At 71.7% G+C, this 21,945-nt stretch carries 17 protein-coding genes; 12 read left to right on the top strand and 5 right to left on the bottom strand.

Going from position 1 to position 21,945, the window contains the following annotated elements; all coding sequences use genetic code 11:
- From ABD793_RS05805 to icmF, 5 genes are all read left to right on the top strand, one after another.
- Window positions 1-1,633, top strand: a 1,633-nt coding sequence (locus ABD793_RS05805) for a DNA polymerase III subunit gamma/tau domain-containing protein (RefSeq protein WP_486303685.1), incomplete at its 5' end; no start/stop codon positions are given.
- Window positions 1,630-2,082 (top strand): roadblock/LC7 domain-containing protein, encoded by a 453-nt coding sequence (locus tag ABD793_RS05810; protein WP_033295708.1) that lies wholly within the window; start codon window positions 1,630-1,632, stop codon window positions 2,080-2,082. The genes ABD793_RS05805 and ABD793_RS05810, both read left to right, overlap by 4 nt.
- Window positions 2,083-2,089: 7 nt before the next feature.
- Window positions 2,090-2,884, top strand: a complete 795-nt coding sequence (locus tag ABD793_RS05815; RefSeq protein ID WP_344856124.1) for a DUF742 domain-containing protein — start codon at window positions 2,090-2,092, stop codon at window positions 2,882-2,884.
- Entirely contained in the window at window positions 2,865-3,482 is a 618-nt protein-coding gene (locus ABD793_RS05820) for a GTP-binding protein (RefSeq protein WP_344856126.1), read from the top strand. The genes ABD793_RS05815 and ABD793_RS05820 overlap by 20 nt, the downstream gene beginning before the upstream one ends.
- Window positions 3,483-4,040: 558 nt before the next feature.
- Window positions 4,041-7,280, top strand: coding sequence for a fused isobutyryl-CoA mutase/GTPase IcmF (gene icmF, locus ABD793_RS05825; protein WP_344856128.1), 3,240 nt, complete (start codon window positions 4,041-4,043; stop codon window positions 7,278-7,280).
- Window positions 7,281-7,284: 4 nt separating this feature from the next.
- Here the strand turns inward: icmF and ABD793_RS05830 are convergent, their stop codons facing one another.
- A complete protein-coding gene (locus tag ABD793_RS05830; RefSeq protein ID WP_344856130.1) occupies window positions 7,285-7,989 on the bottom strand; it encodes a class I SAM-dependent methyltransferase in 705 nt (234 codons plus the stop codon).
- A gap of 108 nt (window positions 7,990-8,097) precedes the next feature.
- Between ABD793_RS05830 and ABD793_RS05835 the strand changes: the two genes are divergently transcribed.
- Window positions 8,098-8,928, top strand: coding sequence for an LLM class F420-dependent oxidoreductase (locus tag ABD793_RS05835; protein ID WP_344856132.1), 831 nt, complete (start codon window positions 8,098-8,100; stop codon window positions 8,926-8,928).
- 391 nt (window positions 8,929-9,319) lie between these two features.
- On the opposite strand, the gene kstR is transcribed toward ABD793_RS05835, so the two are convergent.
- A complete protein-coding gene (gene kstR, locus ABD793_RS05840; RefSeq protein WP_344856134.1) occupies window positions 9,320-9,952 on the bottom strand; it encodes a cholesterol catabolism transcriptional regulator KstR in 633 nt (210 codons plus the stop codon).
- A 152-nt stretch (window positions 9,953-10,104) separates the two neighbouring features.
- Here kstR and ABD793_RS05845 point away from each other — a divergent pair, with 152 nt between their 5' ends.
- Complete coding sequence (locus ABD793_RS05845; RefSeq protein WP_344856136.1) at window positions 10,105-12,144, top strand: acyl-CoA dehydrogenase family protein; 2,040 nt, start codon at window positions 10,105-10,107, stop codon at window positions 12,142-12,144.
- 88 nt (window positions 12,145-12,232) lie between these two features.
- Here the strand turns inward: ABD793_RS05845 and ABD793_RS05850 are convergent, their stop codons facing one another.
- Entirely contained in the window at window positions 12,233-12,796 is a 564-nt protein-coding gene (locus ABD793_RS05850) for a TetR/AcrR family transcriptional regulator (RefSeq protein ID WP_344856138.1), read from the bottom strand.
- Between ABD793_RS05850 and ABD793_RS05855 the strand changes: the two genes are divergently transcribed.
- From ABD793_RS05855 to ABD793_RS05865, 3 genes are all read left to right on the top strand, one after another.
- Entirely contained in the window at window positions 12,780-13,685 is a 906-nt protein-coding gene (locus ABD793_RS05855) for an alcohol dehydrogenase catalytic domain-containing protein (protein WP_344856140.1), read from the top strand. The two genes, ABD793_RS05850 and ABD793_RS05855, sit on opposite strands and share 17 nt — an antisense overlap.
- Before the next feature lie 147 nt (window positions 13,686-13,832).
- The gene (locus ABD793_RS05860) at window positions 13,833-16,565 is read left to right on the top strand and encodes a DEAD/DEAH box helicase (protein WP_425548654.1); all 2,733 of its coding nucleotides are present in this window, start codon (window positions 13,833-13,835) and stop codon (window positions 16,563-16,565) included.
- On the top strand, window positions 16,565-17,722 hold the full coding sequence (locus ABD793_RS05865; protein ID WP_344856144.1) for an SWIM zinc finger family protein: 1,158 nt from the start codon (window positions 16,565-16,567) through the stop codon (window positions 17,720-17,722). Before ABD793_RS05860 ends, ABD793_RS05865 begins: the two co-directional genes overlap by 1 nt.
- Window positions 17,723-17,734: 12 nt before the next feature.
- On the opposite strand, the gene ABD793_RS05870 is transcribed toward ABD793_RS05865, so the two are convergent.
- Window positions 17,735-18,457 carry a helix-turn-helix transcriptional regulator gene (locus tag ABD793_RS05870; protein WP_344856146.1) on the bottom strand — a complete coding sequence of 241 codons (723 nt, stop codon included), beginning with the start codon at window positions 18,455-18,457 and terminating at the stop codon, window positions 17,735-17,737.
- Window positions 18,458-18,588: 131 nt separating this feature from the next.
- On the opposite strand from ABD793_RS05870, the gene folE reads away from it, so the two are divergent.
- Entirely contained in the window at window positions 18,589-19,188 is a 600-nt protein-coding gene (gene folE / locus ABD793_RS05875; RefSeq protein WP_344856148.1) for a GTP cyclohydrolase I FolE, read from the top strand.
- Here the strand turns inward: folE and ABD793_RS05880 are convergent.
- Window positions 19,152-20,426 (bottom strand): alpha/beta hydrolase, encoded by a 1,275-nt coding sequence (locus ABD793_RS05880; RefSeq protein WP_344856150.1) that lies wholly within the window; start codon window positions 20,424-20,426, stop codon window positions 19,152-19,154. The two genes, folE and ABD793_RS05880, sit on opposite strands and share 37 nt — an antisense overlap.
- A 58-nt stretch (window positions 20,427-20,484) precedes the next feature.
- Here ABD793_RS05880 and ABD793_RS05885 point away from each other — a divergent pair, with 58 nt between their 5' ends.
- Entirely contained in the window at window positions 20,485-21,876 is a 1,392-nt protein-coding gene (locus ABD793_RS05885; RefSeq protein ID WP_344856152.1) for a WS/DGAT/MGAT family O-acyltransferase, read from the top strand.
- Window positions 21,877-21,945 lie beyond the last annotated feature (69 nt).

Genomic DNA, 21,945 nt, shown 5'->3' on the forward strand with positions numbered 1-21,945 from the left:
TGGGTTTGGTTCGGCTGTGCAGGGTGGGCAGTCCGGTTCGGACGTGGCCGGGTTTGCTCCCGGCACGCGGGGCGGGCAGTCCGGTCCGGAGGCGACCGGATTCGTCCCCGCGGTGGAGGGGGACCAGCCGGGACGAACCGGTTTGCCGTCCGCCGGTGGGGAAGCCGGGCGGGCGGAGTCGTTCGATTCGCCGGAGGAGGCTCGCCGGGATCGTCCGGCCGCGATGCCCCGCCGGACCCCTGGTGCCACCTCGCCCGGCCCCGGGCCCGCATCCCGGGCCCCGTCCGCGTTCACCCCGGCCCGGGACGATCCGCAGTCCGGAGTGGACAGCGGCAGGCCCCCGGCGGCCGACGGAACCGGTGCGGAGGGCACTCCGCCGGATGCCGGCCGCGGCCGCGTCGCGGCTGCGTTCATGGGGAAGCGGGGCCTCGCCCCGACGCCACCAGGGACCGGGCAGCCCCCGTCCGAGGACGGCCCCGCGGCCCCGGCAGACGGTCCGGACCACTCCGCGCCGTCCGCCACCCCCGGTCCGGCCGGACAGCCGGAGGGCCGTGCGGAGGCCGACCGAGGCGAAGCCGGTGCGCCGACCGAGCAGCCCGGCCGTCCCGTCGGCCCGGAGTGGAACGGCATCGGCGGCGCCACGACCGACCGGCCCGAGGGCGCGCCCGGCACCGGGGTCGCCGGTGCGAGCGGCCCGGACCCGGCCGACCAGCCGACGGGTACCTCGCAAGCCGGCGTGGGCGAAGGCAGCACCGGCCATCCCGGCGTCGCCGAACGTCTCGCAGGCACGGCCGGGTTCGCCCGCCCGGCTGCGGCCGACCGGCCCGCGAATCCGGTGGAACCCGCTGCGGCGCAGGCAGGGCCTGCTCAGCCGGATGCGGTGGATGGGCAGACCGGTGGGTCCGCACCGGTTCAGCCGGACCTGTTCGGCCGGCCGGCTGCGGCCGACCGGCCCGCGAATCCGGCGGAACCCGCGCAGGCAGGGCCCGCTCAGCCGGATGCGGTGGACACTGCGACCGGTGCGTTCGCGTTCGATCGGCCGACCGAGCCGGGACAGGGTGGTTTCGCCCGGCCCGGAGCGGCCGGGCCGCCCGCCGGCCCGGCCGGTGCCGTGCGGCCGGGCCTTCCGCACCCCGGCGCGAGTGGTCCGGACCAGTTCGGGACCACCGCGGGAGAGCGTCCCGATGGCGGGGGAGCGGACCGGTCCGGGCGTCCGGAGCGGCCGGATGCCCTGCCGACCCGGCGCCGCGGAGCGTCCGAGGTTCCGGCCGGGCCGCCCGCGGTCGATCCGGGGGAGATACCTGCCGCGGTGGCCGGAATCGAGGCCGCGGGTGGCGGAAAGGGCGCGTCGGAGTGGACATTCGGGTCGGATGACGGCTGGCGGAACGCGCAAGCGGTGTCCCAGTCTGCCCCCACTTCGTTCACTTCGGCAGGATTGCCCCGGCGCCGCAGGGGCGAGCAGCTACTCCCCGGCAGCGCCCCGCCGCCTTCCGGGGCGGCACGTCCCCGTCCGTCCCGCGACGCGCACGACGTGCGTGGCCGCCTGAGCAGTTTCCAGCAGGGCATCCAGCGTGGCCGCCACCGCACCGCGCAGGGCGCCGAGAAGAACCACGAAACATTGGAGGGTGAATGACCTCGCCGAATGCGGCCCAGCCGCAGCAGAACCAGTTCGGCTGGCTGGTGAACGACTTCGCCGAGCGGGTTCCCGGAGTGGCGCACGCGGTCGTGGTGTCGGCCGACGGGCTGCTGCTCACCGCCTCCAACCGGCTGCCGCTCGACCGGGCCGATCAGCTCGCCGCCGTGGCATCCGGGCTGGTCAGCCTGACCCAGGGCGCGGCCCGCTGCTTCGAGGCGGGCACCGTGCGGGAGACGGTCGTGGAGATGGAACTCGGCATCATGGTGCTGATGTCCATCAGCGACGGTTCCTGCCTCGCCATCCTCGCGGCGCCGAACTGCGACATCGGCCAGGTGGCGTATGAGATGACCATGCTGGTGGACCGGGTCGGCCAGATCCTCACGCCGGAGCTGCGCGCGCAGCTGCAGGGCGCCGGGGGCTCGCTGATCGGTGAACCGGTGGGATGATGGCGCGATGAGCCAGGGGTCCGGATTGTTCGGCGAAGAGCCGCCAGACGGCGTCGAGCCCCCGCGCGGGGAGGCAGGCGACGCCGATGACGACGGTTCGATCGCCGACGTCTTCAACGGCTTCAGCCTTGATTCGGGCCGCTCGCGCAGAAAGCGGAAGAAGACCGGAAAGCAGGCCCAGTCCCCAGAACCGCCAGCCGAGAGCACGCAAGCGGCGGCGGCACCGCAGGCGGCACCGCCGCCCGCCGACTTAGGAGATGGTGTGACCTCTCTCGTCTCTCCACCGGGCAGTACGGACTCCGACGGCCCCAGACCAGGCGGCCTCTTCGACCCCGGACCGCCGAGCGGCGAGTTCTCCGTGCCCACCGCGTTCACCCGGCCGGAACGGCAGGACCGGCCGGAACGGGCGGAGCGGATGGACCGGCCGGAGCGGGTGGACCCGGCCGAGGAGACGGCGATCGTGCGGCCGTACGCTCTCACCGGCGGGCGCACGCGGGCGAACTACGCGCTCGAACTGGAGACCCTGATCTCCACCAAGGACCACGTCGCCGCGGGGGGCTTCCCCGAGGCGGCGGCCGAGCAGATCGAGAGCGTCTCGATCATGGAAGAGTGCCGGACCCCGCGTTCGGTGGCCGAGATCGCCGCGGCGCTGCGGGTGCCGCTGGGGGTGGCCAGGGTGCTGATCAGCGACGCGGCCGACGCGGGGCTGGTCACGGTGCACCGGACGATCTCGGGCCAGGACGGCGCCGAAGCACACTTGATGTTGATGGAAAGGGTTTTGAGTGGACTCCGTCGGCTTTAAGGCACCGCGGGAAACCGCACCCCCGACCATGACATCGGCGAAGATCGTGGTCGCGGGCGGCTTCGGGGCGGGTAAGACGACTTTCGTGGGTTCGGTGTCGGAGATCGTTCCGCTCACCACCGAGGCGATGATGACCGACGCGAGCCGCGGCATCGACAACCTCGACCAGACCCCGAACAAGACGACCACCACGGTCGCCATGGACTTCGGCCGCGTGTCGCTCGACGCGGACCTGATCCTGTACCTGTTCGGCACCCCTGGCCAGCAGCGGTTCTGGTTCATGTGGGACGACCTGGTGCGCGGGGCGATCGGCGCGGTCGTGCTGGCCGACACCCGCCGGCTGGCGGACTCGTTCGCGCCGATCGACTTCTTCGAGGACCGCGGCCTGCCCTACATCGTCGGCGTGAACACCTTCGACGGCGTACTGGAGCACGACATCAACGACGTGCGCGAGGCGCTGTCCATCGACGCGAGCATCCCGATCGTCCGGTGCGACGCGCGGGAACGCGAGTCGACGAAGCAGACGCTGATCACGCTCGTCGAGTACGCGATGCGGCAGTGGATCGCGCTGCGCGCGGCGAACGCCAACGCCCGCTGACCATCCGCCCGCCGGGTCGCTCGCCGAGTGACCCGGCGCGGCTGTGCGCCGGTCCTCGGCCGGGCAAGTCCTCGAAGCTCGACGCCCGGCCGTGGCGGTGGCCGTCGTTCTGCGCGTCGTCCGGAACGGCGACTGCGGAAGGGCCGTCTCGGTTTGCCGTCCGGCTCGGTGCGGGTGATCGTCACGGCGTTCGGCCCACCTCGTCGTCCGGCGCCTCCCCGCAGTAGCTGAAGACCAGCCGGGAAGGCGCCGTTCCCCTCGCGGCCGGCGCCGTCCTCGCTGCGGCCCGACCGCGCCCGCCGCCGGCTGCGAATCGGTGCGCACGTCGAAGGCCCCCGGAAGTTCTCCGGCCCCGGCCTGCTCGCCGGCTGCCCGGCCAGGCGCGGAACACCGGCCACAGCTGACGAGTCCGGCCTGCTCCAGCCGCTTCGACCCCGTCTGCAGACGCACCTCGCACAGTCCGGCGCTCTCGCCGGCCTGCGGTCACCCTCGCCACTGAGAGCCCGGTCACGCGCACTTCGGGTTTCCGATAGTAGGAAGTCCGAGTATTTTGGAGGGATGAGCGGCAGCGAGCTGTACCGTCCCGAGAACCCCGTCCGGTTCGTCACGGCCTCGAGCCTGTTCGACGGCCACGACGCGTCGATCAACATCATGCGGCGGATCCTGCAGTCCCAGGGTGCCGAGGTGGTGCACCTCGGGCACAACCGCTCGGTGGACGAGGTGGCCACCGCTGCCATTGCCGAGGACGTGCAGGGGGTGGCCATCTCGGCCTACCAGGGCGGGCACGTCGAGTACTTCAGCTACCTCGTGGAGCTGCTGAACGAGCGCGGTGCCGGGCACATCAAGGTGTTCGGCGGCGGGGGCGGGGTGATCGTGCGCGAGGAGATCGACCTGCTGCACTCCCGCGGCGTGGCGCGGATCTTCTCGCCCGAGGACGGCTACGAGATGGGCCTGCCGGGCATGATCAACTCGATGATCGAGGCCTGCGACAGCGATCTTTCCACACAGCCGCCCGCCTCGGTCGACAAACTGCTTTCCGGTGAGGTGCCCGCGCTCGCCAGGGTGATCACCCAGCTGCAGCGGGAGAACCTGCCCGAACAGTGGCACACCGCGATCGCCGAGGCGGCCGGGCAGCGGCAGGTGCCGGTACTCGGCATCACCGGCACCGGCGGTTCCGGCAAGTCCTCGCTCACCGACGAACTGATCCGCCGCTTCCGGCTCGACCAGGAGGACAAACTGCGGATCGCGGTGCTCGCCGTGGACCCGTCCCGGCGCAAGGGCGGCGGCGCGCTGCTCGGCGACCGGATCCGGATGAACTGCCTCGACGGCTCGCCGGTGTACTTCCGTTCATTGGCCACCCGCACCACCAGCGGCGAGATCCCCGCCGGACTGCAGGAATCGATCCTCGCCTGCAAGGCGGCAGGCTACGACCTGGTGATCGTGGAGACGCCCGGCATCGGCCAGGGCGACGCGGGCATCGTCGACTTCGTGGACGAATCGCTGTACGTGATGACGCCCGAGTTCGGTGCCGCGTCGCAGCTGGAGAAGATCGACATGCTCGACTTCGCCGACGCGGTCGCGATCAACAAGTTCGAACGCCGCGGTGCCGAGGACGCACGCCGTGACGTCGCCCGCCAGCTGGTGCGCAACCGGGAGGCCTTCGGTGTCGATCCGGAGGACATGCCGGTGTACGGCACGAGCGCGGCGAAGTTCAACGACGACGGTGTTACCGCGCTGTACCAGCATCTCCGGGACGCGCTCGCCGGGCGTGGCCTGTCGGTGTCGGCCGGTGTGCTGCCCGACATCGCGGGCAAGGTGTCCACGGACGCCAGCACGATCATCCCCGGTAACCGTGCGCGCTACCTTGCGGAGATCGCCGACACCGTGCGCGGATACCATGCGCAGACCGAGAAGCAGGTCGCCGCACTGCGCAAGCACGAGCACCTGGCCGAGGCAAGGACCGCGCTGTCCGAAGTGGACGCGAACACGGATGCGCTGGACGGTCTACTGGCTGCTGCGGAGTCCGATGTGGACGGCGAGTCGACCAAGCTGCTCGAACGGTTCCGCGCGCTCGCCGAGGACTACCGCGGCGACGAGCTGGTGGTACAGGTCCGGGACCGCGAGCTGCGTACCCAGCTGTGGCGGGACACCTTGTCCGGCAACCGGATTCCGCGCGTCGCACTGCCGCGCTACACCGAATCCGGTGAGCTGCTGTCGTTCCTGCGCCGGGAGAACCTGCCCGGCTACTTCCCCTACACCGCGGGCGTGTTCCCGTTCAAGCGCGAGGGCGAGGACCCGGCGCGGATGTTCGCGGGCGAGGGCGATCCGTTCCGCACCAACCGCCGGTTCAAGCTGCTCTCCGCCGATTCCGAGGCCAAGCGGCTGTCCACCGCGTTCGACTCGGTCACCCTCTACGGCCACGATCCGGCCACCCGGCCGGACATCTACGGCAAGGTCGGCACGTCCGGCGTCTCCATCGCGACGCTGGAAGACATGAAGGTGCTCTACGACGGCTTCGATCTGACCGCGCCGAGCACCTCGGTGTCGATGACGATCAACGGCCCCGCACCGACCATCCTCGCGTTCTTCCTCAACACCGCGATCGACCAGAAGTTCGCGGAGTTCCGGGAAGAGCACGGCCGCGAGCCGTCCGAGGCCGAGTCGGCAGAGCTGCGCGAGTGGACGCTCAAGAACGTGCGCGGCACCGTGCAGGCCGACATCCTCAAGGAGGACCAGGGGCAGAACACCTGCATCTTCTCCACCGAGTTCAGCCTGCGCATGATGGCCGACATCCAGGAGTGGTTCATCGGCCACGGGGTGCGCAACTTCTACTCGGTCTCGATCTCCGGCTACCACATCGCCGAAGCCGGGGCGAACCCGATCTCGCAGCTGGCCTTCACCCTCGCCAACGGCTTCACCTACGTCGAGTCCTACCTGTCCCGCGGGATGGACGTCGACGATTTCGCGCCGAACCTGTCGTTCTTCTTCTCCAACGGGATGGACGCGGAGTACTCGGTGCTCGGCCGGGTGGCGCGGCGGATCTGGTCGGTGGCGATGCGCGAGCGCTACGGCGCGAACGACCGCTCGCAGAAGCTCAAGTACCACGTGCAGACCTCGGGCCGCTCGCTGCACGCGCAGGAAATGAGCTTCAACGACATCCGCACCACGCTGCAGGCGCTCTGCGCGCTCTACGACAATGCGAACTCCCTGCACACCAACGCCTTCGACGAGGCGATCACCACGCCTTCGGAGTCCTCGGTCCGCCGCGCGATGGCCATCCAGATGATCATCAACAAGGAGTGGGGCCTGTCGAAGAACGAGAACCCGCTGCAGGGTTCGTTCGTGATCGACGAGCTGACCGATCTGGTCGAGGAGGCCGTGCTCGTCGAGTTCGACCGGATCTCCGAGCGCGGCGGCGTGCTCGGCGCGATGGAGACCGGGTACCAGCGCGGCAAGATCCAGGACGAATCACTGCTGTACGAACGGCTCAAGCACGACGGTTCGCTGCCGATCGTCGGCGTGAACACCTTCCGCAACCCGAGGGCGGGCGAGGACGAGGTCGAGGTGGAGCTGGCCCGCGCGACCGAGGACGAGAAGCAGTCGCAGCTCGATCGGCTCGCCGACTTCCAGCACCGGCACCGCGAAGATGCCCAGCGTGCGCTCACGGCGCTGCGCGAGGCGGCCACCCGCGGCGGCAACCTGTTCGACGTGCTGATGGATGCCGCGCGGGTGTGCTCGCTCGGTCAGATCACCGACGCATTCTTCGAGGTCGGCGGCCAGTACCGGCGCAACGTCTGAGCCGTCACGCCCGTTCCGCGGTCAGCCGCCAGACCGGCAGCAGCACGTGGCCCTGTTCGTCGGTCCTCAGCGCCGCGAACTCGGCCGGGTCCGGGGTCAGCTCCGGCGTCGCCGTCCGGACGGCCCCGAGCGCCTCCTCGCGTGTCATCGAGGTGGTGTAGACGGTCGGCTCCAGCCGGCCGATCCGCCAGCTCTGCCCGACGGTTTCGCGCAGGCTCTGCTCGCTGATCCGCGCCGGCACGGGGAAGGTCTCCGGCATGGCGTCGGAGAAACAGAACATGTGCAGCTGCGCACCGGGCTTCGTCGCCCGCACGAGCGCAGTGAGGTACGCGGGCCGCGTTTCCTCGTCGAGGCAATGGTAGAGCGCGCTGTCGAGCACCGTGTCGAACCGGCCTTCGTAGCCGTCGAGACGGGTCGCGTCCGCTTGCTCGAAGGTGATCTCCAGCCCCTTGGCGGCCGCACGGGCCCTGGCTTCCGCCAGCGCGGTCGGTGCACCGTCGAGCCCGGTCACCCGGTGCCCGCGGGAGGCGAGGAATGCGGCGTTGTCCCCGAGCCCGCAGCCGATGTCGAGGACCTCGCCCCGGAAGCCGCCTGCCTCTTCCAGAGCCACGATCTCGGGCTGTGGACGCCCGATGTCCCACGGGATCTTGGCTGCCAGTGGAGTGGTTCCCTGATAGACCTGCTCGAAATCGACGTCCGCGATGGCCATGGCGAGCCTCCTATTCAACGGTTGATGATTTCACGCTAGCGGACCGATCGGGTGAGCTGTCAACCACTGCGTGCATCCCGCACCCGATCCACGGGGTAGAACGGGAGGATGGACTTCGGTATCTCCACGTTCGTGACCGACCAAGGCATCCGGCCCGACGTGCTGGGCGAGGCATTGGAGGAGCGCGGGTTCGACTCGCTCTTCCTCGCCGAGCATTCACACATCCCGGTGCGCAGGCAGAGCCCGTACCCGGGCGGGGGCGAGCTGCCGAGCGTCTACTACCGCACGCTCGACCCGTTCCTCGCGCTCACCGCGGCCGCGGTGAACACCTCGGAACTGGTGCTGGCCACCGGGATCGCGCTGCTGATCCAGCGTGACACCATCCACACCGCCAAGGAGGTCGCGTCGCTGGACCTGATCTCCCGTGGCCGGGCCGCGTTCGGCGTCGGGGTGGGCTGGAACCGGGAGGAGATGGCCGATCACGGCACCGATCCGCGCACCCGCGGTGCGCTGATGGACGAGCAGCTCCAGGCGCTCAAGGCGATCTGGACCCGGGAGCAGGCGGAATTCCACGGTACGCACGTGGATTTCGACCCGATCTTCTCCTGGCCGAAGCCGGTGCAGACCCCGCATCCGCCGATCTACGTCGGCGGGGAGAGCCCGGCCGCGCTGCGCAGGCTGGCCGAGTACGGCGACGGCTGGCTGCCGCGTCCGGGCACCTCGGTCGACGAGCTCCGGCGGGTGCGCGACTGGCTGGCCGAGCAGGGGCGCACCGACGTGCCGTTCACGGTGTTCGGCGGCGAGGCGGACGCGGACGTGCTCAAGGGCTACGCCGACGCCGGTCTGGACCGCTACACGTTCCTGCTGAAAACCCTGCCGGAAGCGGAGACCCTGAGCGCACTGGACGAGCTGGCCAGGGTGGCCGCCGACTACCGCTGAACGAATCCGCCGCGCGGGCGCACCCGGGAGGTGGCGCCTGCGCGGCCGGTTTGCCGGTGACTCGCGCGTGGGGTGTTCGGGTAGCGTCGGCGTGCGGCCGGTTTGCCGGTGGCTGGTGAGCGGGCACACCCGGGCAGCGTCGCCGCGTGGCCCGGTTCCCGCTGACTCGCGCGTGGGGGTGTGTGGGAAGCGCCGCTGCGCGGCCGAATTCCCGCGGTCTTCGGTGCGGGCGCACCCGGGAGGCGTCGGCGTGCGGCTGGGTCCCCGCGGTCGCCCGCGCGGGTGCGTCTGGAAATGGCGCGGGCGGTTTCCCGGGGCACGTGCGCGGGGTGCACTTCGGGAACGTTGCGGCACGGGGCGGGTCCCGGTGGCTTGCGCCTGTTTCCTGCGGCTACTTGTCCAGCAGCAGGTGTACCGAGAGTTCGAGCCGGCTCGCGACGTCGCCTGCCGAGGCGCGGCGGGTGACCCAGGCGACCAGGTTGGCCATCCAGACGTCCGCGACCACGTGGAAGATGTCGCGGTCGGCCTCGGTCGGGTCGTCGATGCCCATGGCGCTGCCGAACATGTCCTCCATGAGCCTGCCGACCAGTTCGACCTCGGCGGCCGCGGAGGTGTCGGCGAACATGAACGCGCGCACCATCGCCTCGGTCAGGTGCGGATCGCGTTGCATCAACCGGGTGTTGCGGCCCAGTACGAACATCAGCCGCTCGGCCGGGGTCTCGCCGGGGATGGCGCTGCGTTCGATCTTGTCGTGCGCCCGCTCGAACTGCAGTGCGAGGCCGGAGACGAGCAGGTGGATCTTCGAGGGGAAGTAGCGGTACAACGTGCCCAGTGCGACGTCGGCCTTCTCCGCGACGGCACGCATCTGCACCGCGTCGTAGCCGCCTTTGGAGGCGAGTGCGAGCGTGGCGTCGATGATGCGGCGGCGGCGGTCGCGCTGGGCGGCCGAGCCCAGCTCGTCACCCATTGCGCCGAGGCCGTTCGTCCGGGCCTTCGCCGCCGAAGCCTTCGCCTTGCCCGGCATCGGCACTCTCCTGTCCTGCCTGTCTGCGGAACTCGTTCCAGTTCGGGCTTCAGCCTACCTTCCCTGGCGACACGATCCGCGATCGACCCACTGGCCGAAAAACTGTAACACGTTCTACACTCGCGAGTAGACCCGTCCCATGAGGAGGACCGATGCCGGTCGCGCTCACCGACGAACAGGCCGCACTCGCCGCCGCCGTGCGCGGCTGGGCGGCGGACCACGATCCGGTTGCCGCCGTGCGGGCTGCCGAAGGGACCGGGGGTGCGGAGCCGGCCGGGTTCGCCGCGCTCGGTCTGGCCGGGATCGCCCTGCCTGCCTCGGCAGGCGGGGCGGAGGGGAGCGTCGCGGACCTGGCGTCCGGGCTGGCCGCGGCGGCCGAGGCGCTGGTTCCCGGGCCGCTGCTGAGCACCGCGCTGGGTGGCCTGCTGCTGGCCGAACACGACAAGGACCTCGCCGCCCGGATCGCCGAAGGTGCCGAACGGGTCGGGGTGCTGCTCGATCCGCTGTTCGCCGGGGTGTCCGGACCGGCGCCGGGCGTCCAGGCCGGGTCGTGGCTGCTCGTGCCGGAGGACGGGCGGTACGTGCTGGTGCCGCCGGATGCGCCGGGGCTCGAGGTGGAATCGTTGGCGCCGTTCGATTTCTCCCGTTCGCTGGGGCGGATGCGGTGTTCCGGCCGGTTGCCGGGCGAGACGCTGGAGCTGCCGGACGTACGGGACTTCGCGGCGACGCTGGCGGTCGCGGAGGCCGCCGGGGTGGCGCGGTGGTGCCTGACCACGGCCGTCGAGTACGCCAAGGTGCGTGAGCAGTTCGGCCAGGCGATCGGGTCGTTCCAGGCGGTGAAGCACCTGTGCGCGGAGATGCTCTGCCGTGCCGAAGCGGCCGAGGCGCTGGCGTGGGACGCCGCTTCGGCGGCCGGGAGCCGGCAGCACGCGTTGGCGGTGGCGAGCGCGGCGGCTGTGGCGCTCGACGCCGCGGTAGAGAACGCGAAGGACTGCATACAGGTCCTCGGCGGAATCGGGTTCACGTGGGAGCACGAGGCGCATCTGTACCTGCGTCGAGCGTTGGCGTTGCAGCATTGGCTGGGTGGCACGCCGTGGTGGCGGCGCCGGGCCGCGGAGCTGACGCTGTCCGGGGAACAGCGCACGCTCGCCGTCGACGTCGGCGAAGACCCCGAAGTGACCCGCTTGGTCGGTGAAATCGCCGCGGAGCCGGAAGAACGGCGGCGAATCGCGCTGGCGGATTCCGGCCTGTTGATGCCGCATTGGCCGGAGCCGTACGGCCGTGCTGCCGACCCGGCCACCCAGCTGCGCGTCGACGCCGCGCTCGCCGCGGCCGGTATCCGGCGTCCGGACCTGGTGGTCGGCGCATGGGCGGTGCCGACGATCCTCGCGCACGGCACGCCGGAGCAGCAGGACCGGTTCGCCGGCCCGACACTGCGCGGCGAGCTGACCTGGTGCCAGCTGTTCAGCGAACCCGGCGCGGGTTCGGACCTCGCGGCACTGCGCACCGCGGCCCGCCGGGTCGAGGGCGGGTGGCGGATCACCGGGCAGAAGGTGTGGACCTCGCTGGCCCACGAGGCGGACTGGGCGATCTGCCTTGCCCGCACCGATCCGGCAGCACCGAAGCACAAGGGGATCACGTATTTCCTGGTGGACATGCGCACGTCCGGCATCACCACCCGCCCGCTGCGCGAGATCACCGGGCGGAGCGTGTTCAACGAGGTCTTCCTGGACGAGGTGTTCGTGCCGGACGCCGATGTCGTCGGCGAACCCGGCGGAGGCTGGAAACTGGCCCGCACGACGCTGGCGAACGAACGCGTGGCGCTGGGCAGCGGCTCGGCGGTGGGGGAGAGCGTGGAGGCCCTGCTGGAATCCGTGCCTGCCGACGTGGACCGCGAACGTCTCGGCGCACTGATCGGGCAGGGCAGCGCGTGCTCGGTGCTGGATCTGCGCGCCACCCTGCGCCGGCTGGACGGCCGGGGTCCCGGCGCCGAATCGTCGGTGGCGAAGCTGCTCGGCGTCCGGCACCGGCAGGAGGTCGCCGAGTTCGCGCTGGCCCTCGGTCCGGAACTGCTCCCGGATTCCCCTGCCAGCCACGAGTTCCTGCTGACCCGCTGCCTGTCCATCGCGGGCGGCACGACCCAGATCCTGCGCACCGCAACCGCGGAACGGCTGCTGGGCCTGCCGCGCTGAGCCCGGTTCCGGCGGCGCGCCGGGTGCCGACGGCACGTTCAGCCGCGGGTGTTCTCGATCAGGGCGTGCAAGCCGGTCGGCACCGCGTTCAGGCCGATTTCGAACTCGGCGTCGCTGCCGAGGTCCGCGAGGTTTCGGCGTGCCGGACGAGCAGCGGAACGGCCGCAGCGTCTCGCGAGCGGTACAGCTGCCGCCGGTGATCGCTCTCTTCGGGATCCCGTGCGTCGAGTCCCGGATTGAAGTGCACCGAGCCGATGACGAAGGTGGCCAGCGACGATGCGGCGGCGTCGGCGAGCCCGGGACTGAGACCCGCGCCGATGAACAGTTCGAGGGCGTATTCCACCCCGGCCAGTGAGTTGGGACCGAGCCGCTCGGTCCCGCGCAGGAGCGAGACCACGCCCGGATGCCGGCGCAGGTGCTCGCGGAACGTGCGGGCGGACCATGCCGCCTTCCCGGCCCGATCCGCGTCGTCGGGCGGAACCGAGCCGGCCGGCCCGATCACCCGGTCGACGAGCAGCGTCACCAGCTCTTCACGGTTGCGCACGTGCCGGTAGAGCGATGCCTGCGTGCAGCCGAGCTCCTCGGCGACGTTGCGCATGGTCAGTGCGGCGGTCCCCCGCGTGTCGAGCAGGGCGATGGACGAAGGGAACACCGTGCGTGCCGTACGAAACTCCGATCAGGGCATCCTCGTGGCCGAGGTCGACGAGCCGGAAGGTCCCGGGGTTCGCCTCGCCGTCGCCTCGGCCGGCCTCTGCGGGACCGACGTCAACTTCGCGGCGGGTGGCGTTCAGGGCTACACCTATGGCCACGAGTTCGCCGGCACCACCACCGACGGCCGGTCCTACGCCGTCGAACCCACGGTTTACTGCGGCGAGTGCGATCAATGCCGGGCCGGCCACGTCCAGCGGTGCAGCGCCCCGGAGCACGGAACGCTCGGCATGTTCCGAGACGGCGGCATATGTGATGCCGTGACGGTTTCGGAGAACATGCTCGTCCAGCTCCCGCCCGGCCTCGACGTGCGCGACGCCTGCCTCGTGGAGCCGACGTCGGTGGCCGTGCACGGTGTCCGCAGCGCGTCGCTCGAGAAGGGGGAGCGGGTGGCGATCGTCGGCGGTGGCAGCATCGGGCTGCTGGCCGCGGCCCGGCAACGCGGCTTCGACGTCGATGTCGAGGTGCGCCACGAGCATCAGCGGATTGCCGCGGAACGCCTGGAAGCCGGCTCGGCGGCAGGCGCCTACGACGTCGTGATCGACGCCGCGGGCAGTGAAGCCGGTCTCGCCCGGTGTGCCGAGCTCGCGCGTCCCGGCGGTCGCGTTGTGCTGCTGGGTGTGGATCAGCACATTGTTCCCATCCCGGGGCGTTGTCAGCCTGGTCAAGGAACTCACCGACGTCCACTCCGTCGCCTACCGCAGGCACGACGGCGTCCGCGACACCGAACAGGCCGCAGCACTGCTCGCCGGCAACCCCGAGATCGCGCAGGCGGTGATCACCCACCGGCTCCCCCTCGACGACGCCGCGGAGGCCTTCCGGGCGGCGGCTGATCGGGCCTCCGGAGCGATCAAGGTCGTCCTTCACCCCTGACCCGGGCCGACGATCCCGGGTACTGCTCCCGGCGCTGATCCGGTGAGCCGGCCCGTCAGGTCATCCGGGATGGGCCCCTGCATCGGGGTTGGCATACCGTGCTCGGCGTGGAGTTCGGCGTGACCACCCAGGCCACCTACCTGCCCTCGGATCCGCCGCGGGACGGGGTGCTGGCGTTGTGGGGAGACGAGATCGGGGGCGACACCCCGATCCAGCTCGTGCTGCCCGGTGGCGGGAAGTTCGCGCGGACCGAGGTGTCCGCGCGGCTGGTGCCGCTGGCGCGGGCGATTCCGCGGCTGCTAGTGGTTGCCGACGAGGCCAGCCCGGCGGTGGCCGCGTGGTCGGCGGTGGTCAACGCGGGCGTGAATCTCGTGGCGCGCGGGCGGTTGCGGCCCGCCGCGTCGCCGAGCGGGCTCGGCACCTGGCGGGTCGGCCCGCTCGACGCGGCGGACGAGGAACTGCTGCGCGGGCTCGCCGCCGCGTTGCCGCCGGAGGCGCATGCGCTGCCGTTGTCCGGGGTCAAGCGGATCCGGTTGCACTCGCCCGAATCGCTGGTGCGCGCCGTCTGGGACGCGGCGGCCGACGTCCTGGTGCGCACTCCGGCCGCGGCGGTCGGGCCGGGCCGGGCCGCGTTCGCCGATCCGCAGCCCACGCTGCTGGATCCGGAGGGCGCCGCCTGGCTCACCGAACTGGAAGCCCGCCGTCCGGACGGCGCACAACTGCTGTTGCGAATCGAGGCCCGCGACGACATCTTCGCCGGGGTGCTCGCCGTGCGGTCCACGCTGGAGCCGAGTCTCGTCGTGCCGGCAGGCACGCTCTGGAACGCCCCGGAAGCGGTGCTGCAGCGGCTCGGCGACCAGGTGGAGACCCAGCTGCTGCTCGGTTTACGGCGGGGCGCGCGGGCCTGGCCGCCGCTGGGACGGGTGCTGTCCGAACCGGCCCCTGCCGAGCTGCCGCTGTCCGACGACGAAGTGGTCGACCTGCTCGGCGACGGTGCTCGCGGGCTGGGTGCCGCGGGGATCGAGGTGCTGTGGCCGAAGGACCTCTTCGCAGGCGAGGTCCGCGCGAAAGCCAGTGTCACGCAGGCGCCGGCAAGTGAGGGCGGTCCGGCGTTCCCGCTCAACGGCCTGCTGGAGTTCCGCTGGCGGCTCAGCCTCGGCGGCAGCGAGCTCACCGACGACGAGGTGAGCGCACTCGCCGAGGCCAAGCGTCCGCTGGTCCGGCTGCGCGGGCAGTGGGTCCGGCTGGATCCCGCGCTGCTGGCCAGGATGCGTGCCCGCCGGTCCCGGCTGACCGGGGCCGAGGCACTCGCCGCGGCGCTCACCGGTGAGCTGGAGGTGGCGGGCGAACGCGTCGAGTTCGCTGCACAGCCCGCGCTCGCCGGTCTCGTGGAACGGCTGCGGGAGCGCGATCCGGCGCCGGTCGACCCGCCGGACGGGCTCACCGCCACGCTGCGCCCGTACCAGCGGGCCGGGCTCGGCTGGCTGGTCACCATGACCGACCTCGGGCTGGGCGCGTGCCTTGCCGACGACATGGGGCTGGGCAAGACGATCCAGCTCATCGCACTGCACCTGCACCGGCGCACGCTCGGCGCCGGGCCCACGCTGGTGCTGTGCCCCACTTCGCTGCTGGGCAACTGGGAACGCGAGTTCGCCCGGTTCGCGCCGCAGGTGCCGGTCCGCCGGTTCCACGGCGGCGGACGGCATCTCGAGGACCTCGCGCCCGGCGAGGTGGTGCTCGCCACCTACGGCGTACTGCGCAGGGACCGGGCCGCGCTGTCCGAAGTGGACTGGGGACTGGTCGCGGCGGACGAGGCGCAGCACGTGAAGAACCCGTTGTCCGCCACGGCGAAGGAGTTGCGCCAGGTGCCCGCCGCGGCTCGCGTCGCGCTCACCGGCACCCCGGTGGAGAACCGGCTCACCGAGCTGTGGTCGTTGCTGGACTGGACGACCCCCGGTCTGCTCGGCACGCTGGAGCGGTTCCGGCGCACCGTCGCCCGGCCGGTCGAACGCGATCGGGACGCCGCGGCGACCGCACGGCTTGCCGACACCGTACGGCCGTTCCTGTTGCGCCGACGGAAAACCGATCCGGACATCGCACCGGAGCTGCCGCGCAAGACCGAAACCGACCGGTTCGTGCCGCTCACCGCCGAGCAGACCACGCTGTACGAGGCGGTGGTGCGGGAGAACCTGGCGCAGATCCGCGAGTCCCGGGGCGTGCAGCGCCGCGGCCAGGTGCTCAAGCTGCTCACCGAGCTCAAGCAGATCTGCAACCATCCGGCGCAGTTCCTCAAGGAGAGCAGCGGAGTCCTCCGTGGACGGTCGGGCAAGCTGACCGCGTTCGAGGAACTGCTCGATGTGCTCCTCGACGAGGGCGAGAGCGTGCTGGTGTTCAGCCAGTACGTGCGGTTGTGCCGGGTGCTGGAGCGGCGGCTGGCCGAGCGCGGGCTGCCCACCGCACTGCTGTCCGGTGAGGCGGGGCCGAAGCGGCGCGACGAACTGGTGGCCGGGTTCCAGTCCGGTGCGGTGCCGGTGTTCCTGTTGTCGCTCAAGGCCGGTGGCGTCGGGCTCAACCTCACCAGGGCCACCCACGTGATCCACTACGACCGCTGGTGGAACCCGGCGGTGGAGGACCAGGCCACCGACCGCGCGTACCGGATCGGGCAGGACCGTCCGGTGCAGGTGCACCGGCTGATCGCGGAGGGCACGCTGGAGGAGCGCATCGCCGCGGTGCTGGAGTCCAAACGCGGACTGGCCGAAGCGGTGGTCGGCGCGGGGGAGGACTGGATCACCGAGCTGTCCGACGACCAGCTCGCCGGCCTCGTGCGGCTCGGTGGCTGATGCCTGCCCGGCGGACGTTCGGCCGCACCTGGTGGGGCCGGGCGTGGGTGGAGGCGCTGGAACAGCGAGCGCGCCTCGACCCGAACCGGCTGCCGCGCGGGCGGACCTACGCGCGCAAGGACACCGTGCAGGAGCTGGCCGTCGCGCCGGGCGAGATCACCGCGCGGGTACGCGGGAGCCGTCCGCAGCCGTACCGGGTCACCATCCGGATGCGGCAGTTCACCCCGCAGGAATGGGACACGCTGCTGGACGTCGCGGGCCGTCGGCTGGGCCACTCCGCGGCGCTGCTCGACGGCGAACTGCCGGAAGAGCTGGCCGCGCAGTCCCGTGCGGCGGGTGCCGATCTGCTGCCCGGTCCGGGTGATCTGCGGCCACGGTGTTCCTGCCCGGATCCGGCGAACCCGTGCAAGCACGTGGCTGCGGTGTACTACCTGGTCGCAGACGAGGTGGACACCGATCCGTTCACGCTGTTCACCCTGCGCGGCAGACCGCGCGAGGAGGTGCTGTCCCGGCTGCGCGAACTGCGTGCCCCCGGTGCCACCCGGCAAGCCCGTCCGCCCGATCCGGGGCTGACGCCGAAAACGGCGTACGCCCGCCGGGTGGCGCCGGTACCGCCGCTGCCCGAGGTGCCCGGCGAACCCGGGCCGCCTGCCGTGCTCGACCTCGACCCACCCGCCCGCACCGGCTGGACGTCGGCCGCACTCGGTGCGCTGGCCGCCGACGGTGCCGCGTTCGCCCTCGACCTGCTGCGCACCGGTGGTGCGCTGGCCGACCTGACCTTCGAGGAGGATCTGGCCCGCCGGGCCGCCCGCCGCTGTGCGGGCGTACCGGCACTCGCCGCCGCCGCGGGTGTCCCGCCGGCGGATCTGGCCGCGTGGGCACAGGCTTGGCACGAAGCAGGCCGCTCCGGCCTGGCGGTACTGCGCGAACCGTGGGCACCGGGTCCCGGCCCGCTTGCCGAAGCCCGCGCCGACCTGGCGGACTCCGGGCTCACCGGCACCCCGCGGACCTGGCGCAACCGCATCACGCTCGGCGAGCTGCAACTGCGCTACGGCCGTGACCATCGTTGGTACCGCTTCGTCCGCAGCACCGGCCGCTGGCGCCTGGACGGCCCGCCGGCGGAGCGCCCGGTGGACCTCGCTTATCCGCCGGAGTGAACGGAAGTCCGATCAGGAGCGCGCAGGCGGGTCACCGGAGGGCCGGTTCCGCCCGCCTCGCAGTTCCACGCAGCATCCCTCGAACGGCGGGGTGACCGGAGTGGCCGACACCCCGGACGCGCCGAGTCCGTCGAGCAGTCCGGTCAGGAACCGCCGGGTCAGGCCGCACACCAGGTCCGGTGCGCGGGACGCCAGCGGCCGGAACGGGCAGTTGCGCAACCGCACGCACGCCGGGGTCTCGCGGCTCGGTTCGAATCCGTGCCGGGCCAGCACCGCGCCCGCCACGGTCAGGCCCCGCTCGGTGCCCAGCCTGCCGGGACGGATACGGGCGCGTTCGGCCGCGCCTGCCTCCGCACCGTGCTGTCCGGCCGCCCGCAGTGCCGCGTCCCTGGCGGTCTCCTCCGGCGCGGCGGAGGAGACCGCATCGAGCAGGATCGAGCCCAGCACGTCCGGGCGCCGGGGCGGGATGCTGATCGCGAAGTCGGTGCCTGCCGGTTCGTAGACCTTCGGCGCGCGCCCTACCTTGCCCGCCGTCTCGTACCGCGCGCGCAGCAGTCCGGCGGCCACGAGCTTGTCCAGGTGGAAAGCGGCCAGCTTGCGGGAGATGCCCACAGCCGCGGCCGCCTCCTCCCGGGTCACCGGGTGGTGCGCGTCGCGGATGAACGCATACATCCCGTGGCGCAGGTCCTCGTCAAGGGCCGCCACCGCGCGGATCGTCGCACGCTCACTCGTCACACCGTCACGATAACGCCCAGCGACGTTTCCCCATCCCGACACCTGGCATGTTCATCTGGTCACATTGACTCACCGGATGGATAAGACCAAGATTCCTACGCGAAACCCTGTCGAATCCCGAGGATCGCCCCATGCAGTCGCCAGCCGCTCTCCGCGTCATCCACGAACCCGATCCCGGCCTCGATCTCGACGCGGCCGAGCGCGCCGCGGGCGAGTTCCTCCGTGCGCTCGGGATCAGTCTCGATTCCGAAAGCCTGCAGGGCACCCCGGGGCGGATGGCCAGGGCGTACGCCGAACTGTTCACCCCGCGCGCGTTCGACCTCACCACGTTCCCCAACGACGAGGGCTACGACGAGCTCGTGCTGGCCCGCAGCATCCCGGTTCGCTCGGTCTGCGAGCACCACCTGCTGCCGTTCACCGGCGTGGCGCACGTGGGCTATCTGCCGGGTGACCGCATCCTCGGGCTGTCCAAGCTCGCTCGCGTCGTGGAGCACTTCGCCTGCCGTCCGCAGGTGCAGGAGCGGCTCACGAAACAGGTCGCCGGCTGGCTTTCCGAGCAGCTCTCGCCCAAGGGCGTCGGGGTGGTCATCGAGGCCGAGCACACCTGCATGACGTTGCGCGGCGTGCAGGCGACGGGGTCCTCCACGGTCACTTCGGCGCTGCTCGGCACGCTTCGCCGGGACGCCCGTTCGCGTCAGGAGTTCTTCGCCCTCGCCGGCGTCAACTCCTGATCGTCCGCCCACGCCCGGTGGGTGTGTTCGAGGAACCGCTCGACGCCGCGGACCACGTGCGCGCTGCGGATCGAGGGGAACACGTCGAACGCGTGCTGGGCACCGGCCAGCTCCGCATACGCCACGACCTCGCGGGACTTCTCGCGCAGCCGCGCCACGAATTCCCGCGCCTCGGCGACCGGCACGAGGGAATCGTGGCTGCCGTGGATCACGAAGAACGGCGGGGCGTCCTCGGCCACCCGGTTGAGCGGCGACGCGGCGAGGTAGTCGTCGAGATGGGTCTCCGGATCGAGGTCCGGTCCGAAAACCCGGGGCGCGAGCAGGCTTTCCAGCCGATACCGGCTGTCCTCGGAACCGCTGGTGGCCGCGATGTCGTAGACGCCGTAGTGCGGGACGCATGCCTGCACGCTCGTGTCCGCCTCGGTGAACCCCGGCTGCAGCGCCGGGTCGTGCTGGCTCAGCGCCAGCAGGGCGGCCAGGTGCCCGCCCGCGGATCCGCCGGTGACCGCGACGAACCGCGGATCCCCGCCGTAGCTCGCGATGTTCTCGCGGATCCAGGCGAGCGCCCGCTTGGCCGCCACGATGTGCGCGGGCCAGCGGTGCGCGGGGGCGAGCGGGTAGTTGATCGCCACGCACACCCAGCCGCGCCGGGCCAGGTGCCGCATCAGCGGCTGGCCCTGTTCCTCCTTGTTGCCGATGGTCCACGCGCCGCCGTGGATCTGCAGCAGCACCGGGGCCTCGTGCACCGGCTCCCGTGGGCGGAACACGTCGAGCAGGAACCGCTTCCCGCCGGGGGCGTAGGCGATGTTGCGCTCCCGCACCACTTCCGGGTCGCGTGACCGGAACGGCAGCACGATCTGGCCCCACGGCGTGGCGAGGTCCTGCGGGGTCGGCGGGTGCGGGAGCCGGCCTGCGTAGTCCGGCCCGAGTGCCTCGGTGAGTGCCGATTCCACCTCGCCGCGTGCGCGGGCCGAGGTCGCGATCACCGAGCCGAGGCCGACCGCGGACAACGCGGCCAGCGCCAGCCCTGCTCGGTCGCCGCGGTCGCGCAGCCCGCGGCGGACCACGTGCTGCACGGTGTCGGCCGCGGTGAGCGCGAGCAGCTGGGGTGCGAGTTCGCCGGCGAGCCACCCGGCGAAGAACACCGGGATCGAGGTCCGGCGGGATCGCGGCGGGCGCACGGCGAGTGCGGTGAGCCCGAGCTGCGCCGCCCGCCGGGTGCGGAAATCCGGTTTCACCTTGTCGATGCTACCGCCGCCGGACACCTTCGCCGTGGTTCTGGAATATCCTGGTGCCATGCAGAGACTGAGCGGGCTGGATGCGAGTTTCCTCTACCTGGAAACCCCGTCGCAGTTGCTGCACATCTGCGGGCTGATCATGCTCGACGGCGCCGCGATGCCCGGCGGGTACTCGTTCCAGGAAATGAAGCGCAGGCTCGCGGACCGGGTGGCGAAAATCCCGGCGTTCCGCCGCAAACTGCACAATCCGCTCTGGAACCTCAGTCATCCGGTGTGGGTCGAGGACGAGGATTTCGACCTGGACAACCATCTGCACCGGGTCGGGCTGCCCGCGCCGGGCGACGATCGCGAGCTGGCCGAGCTGTGCGCGCACGTCGCGGGCCAGCGGCTCGACCGGGCGCATCCGCTGTGGCAGTGCTACGTGATCGAAGGACTGTCCGGCGGCCGGGTCGCGGTCCTGCTGAAGATGCACCACGCGAGCGTGGACGGCGTCGGCGGGGCGAACCTGATCACCTACCTCGCCGGGCTCGAACCGGACGCACCGATGCCGGAGATCCCGGACGACCAGCACAACAGCGGCCTGCCCACCCGCTTGCGGATACTGCGGGACAGCGCCGACGCGGTCCTGCAGCGTCCGGCCGAACTCGCCCGGCTGCTGCCCGAACTGGTGGAGCTGGTCCCGCGGTGGCTCGGGAGAGCGGTGCGCGGCAAAGGAATGCCGGTGCCGTTCACCGCGCCGCGGACCTCGCTCAACGGCACCATCACCGGCCACCGTTCGGTCGCCTTCGCGCAGCTGGACCTCGCCGAGGTGAAGCGCATCAAGAACGCGTTCGGGGTGACCGTGAACGACGTGGTGCTGGCGCTGGTCTCGGGCGCGCTGCGGCAGTTCCTGCTCGGCCGCGGCGAACTGCCGGAGGATCCGCTGGTGGCCACGGTGCCGGTGTCGGTGCACGAACGGACCGAACGCGACCGCGGCAGCAACCGGGTGTCCGCGTTCTTCGCGTCGCTGCCAACGCACCTCGGTGATCCGGCGGCGCGGGTGTTCTTCCTGGCCGAGGCGAACCGGCTGTCGAAGGACCACCACTACGACATCAACGCCGACATGCTCGCCGACTGGGCGCAGTTCTCCCCCTCCTCGGTGTTCGGCCTCGGCGTGCGTGCCTACTCCGCGCTGCGGCTGGCCGAACGGCATCCGGTGGTGCACAACCTGATCATCTCGAACGTGCCCGGCCCGCCGGTGCCGCTGTACCTGCTGGGCGCGCGGATCACCGGCCTCTACCCGCTGGGCCCGGTCTTCCACGGCGCCGGGCTGAACATCACGGTGCTGTCCTCCGACGGCAAGGTCGGCGTGGGCCTGCTCGGCGCCAAGGAACTGGTGAAAGACCTGTGGCCGCTGGCCGACGCCCTGCCGGAGGCGCTGCACGAGCTGCGCGAGGCCGCCACCGACTGACCCGGGCACGCACCGGGCACGCACCGGGCACCGACCCGCCGACGCGCGGGACGCCGAGCCGGGCACCGG

The organism is Amycolatopsis ultiminotia (assembly GCF_039536925.1).
Taxonomy (GTDB): domain Bacteria; phylum Actinomycetota; class Actinomycetes; order Mycobacteriales; family Pseudonocardiaceae; genus Amycolatopsis; species Amycolatopsis ultiminotia.

Bases quoted from the DNA above. Each gene is read 5' to 3' on its own strand.
- ABD793_RS05835 (WP_344856132.1), top strand. From the start codon at position 8,098: ATGGACTTCGGTATCTCCACGTTCGTGACCGACCAAGGCATCCGGCCC.
- ABD793_RS05830 (WP_344856130.1), bottom strand. From the start codon at position 7,989: ATGGCCATCGCGGACGTCGATTTCGAGCAGGTCTATCAGGGAACCACT.
- ABD793_RS05885 (WP_344856152.1), top strand. From the start codon at position 20,485: ATGCAGAGACTGAGCGGGCTGGATGCGAGTTTCCTCTACCTGGAAACC.
- ABD793_RS05845 (WP_344856136.1), top strand. From the start codon at position 10,105: ATGCCGGTCGCGCTCACCGACGAACAGGCCGCACTCGCCGCCGCCGTG.
- icmF (WP_344856128.1), top strand. From the start codon at position 4,041: ATGAGCGGCAGCGAGCTGTACCGTCCCGAGAACCCCGTCCGGTTCGTC.
- ABD793_RS05855 (WP_344856140.1), top strand. From the start codon at position 12,780: ATGGACGAAGGGAACACCGTGCGTGCCGTACGAAACTCCGATCAGGGC.
- kstR (WP_344856134.1), bottom strand. From the start codon at position 9,952: ATGCCGGGCAAGGCGAAGGCTTCGGCGGCGAAGGCCCGGACGAACGGC.
- folE (WP_344856148.1), top strand. From the start codon at position 18,589: ATGCAGTCGCCAGCCGCTCTCCGCGTCATCCACGAACCCGATCCCGGC.
- ABD793_RS05815 (WP_344856124.1), top strand. From the start codon at position 2,090: ATGAGCCAGGGGTCCGGATTGTTCGGCGAAGAGCCGCCAGACGGCGTC.
- ABD793_RS05865 (WP_344856144.1), top strand. From the start codon at position 16,565: ATGCCTGCCCGGCGGACGTTCGGCCGCACCTGGTGGGGCCGGGCGTGG.
- ABD793_RS05810 (WP_033295708.1), top strand. From the start codon at position 1,630: ATGACCTCGCCGAATGCGGCCCAGCCGCAGCAGAACCAGTTCGGCTGG.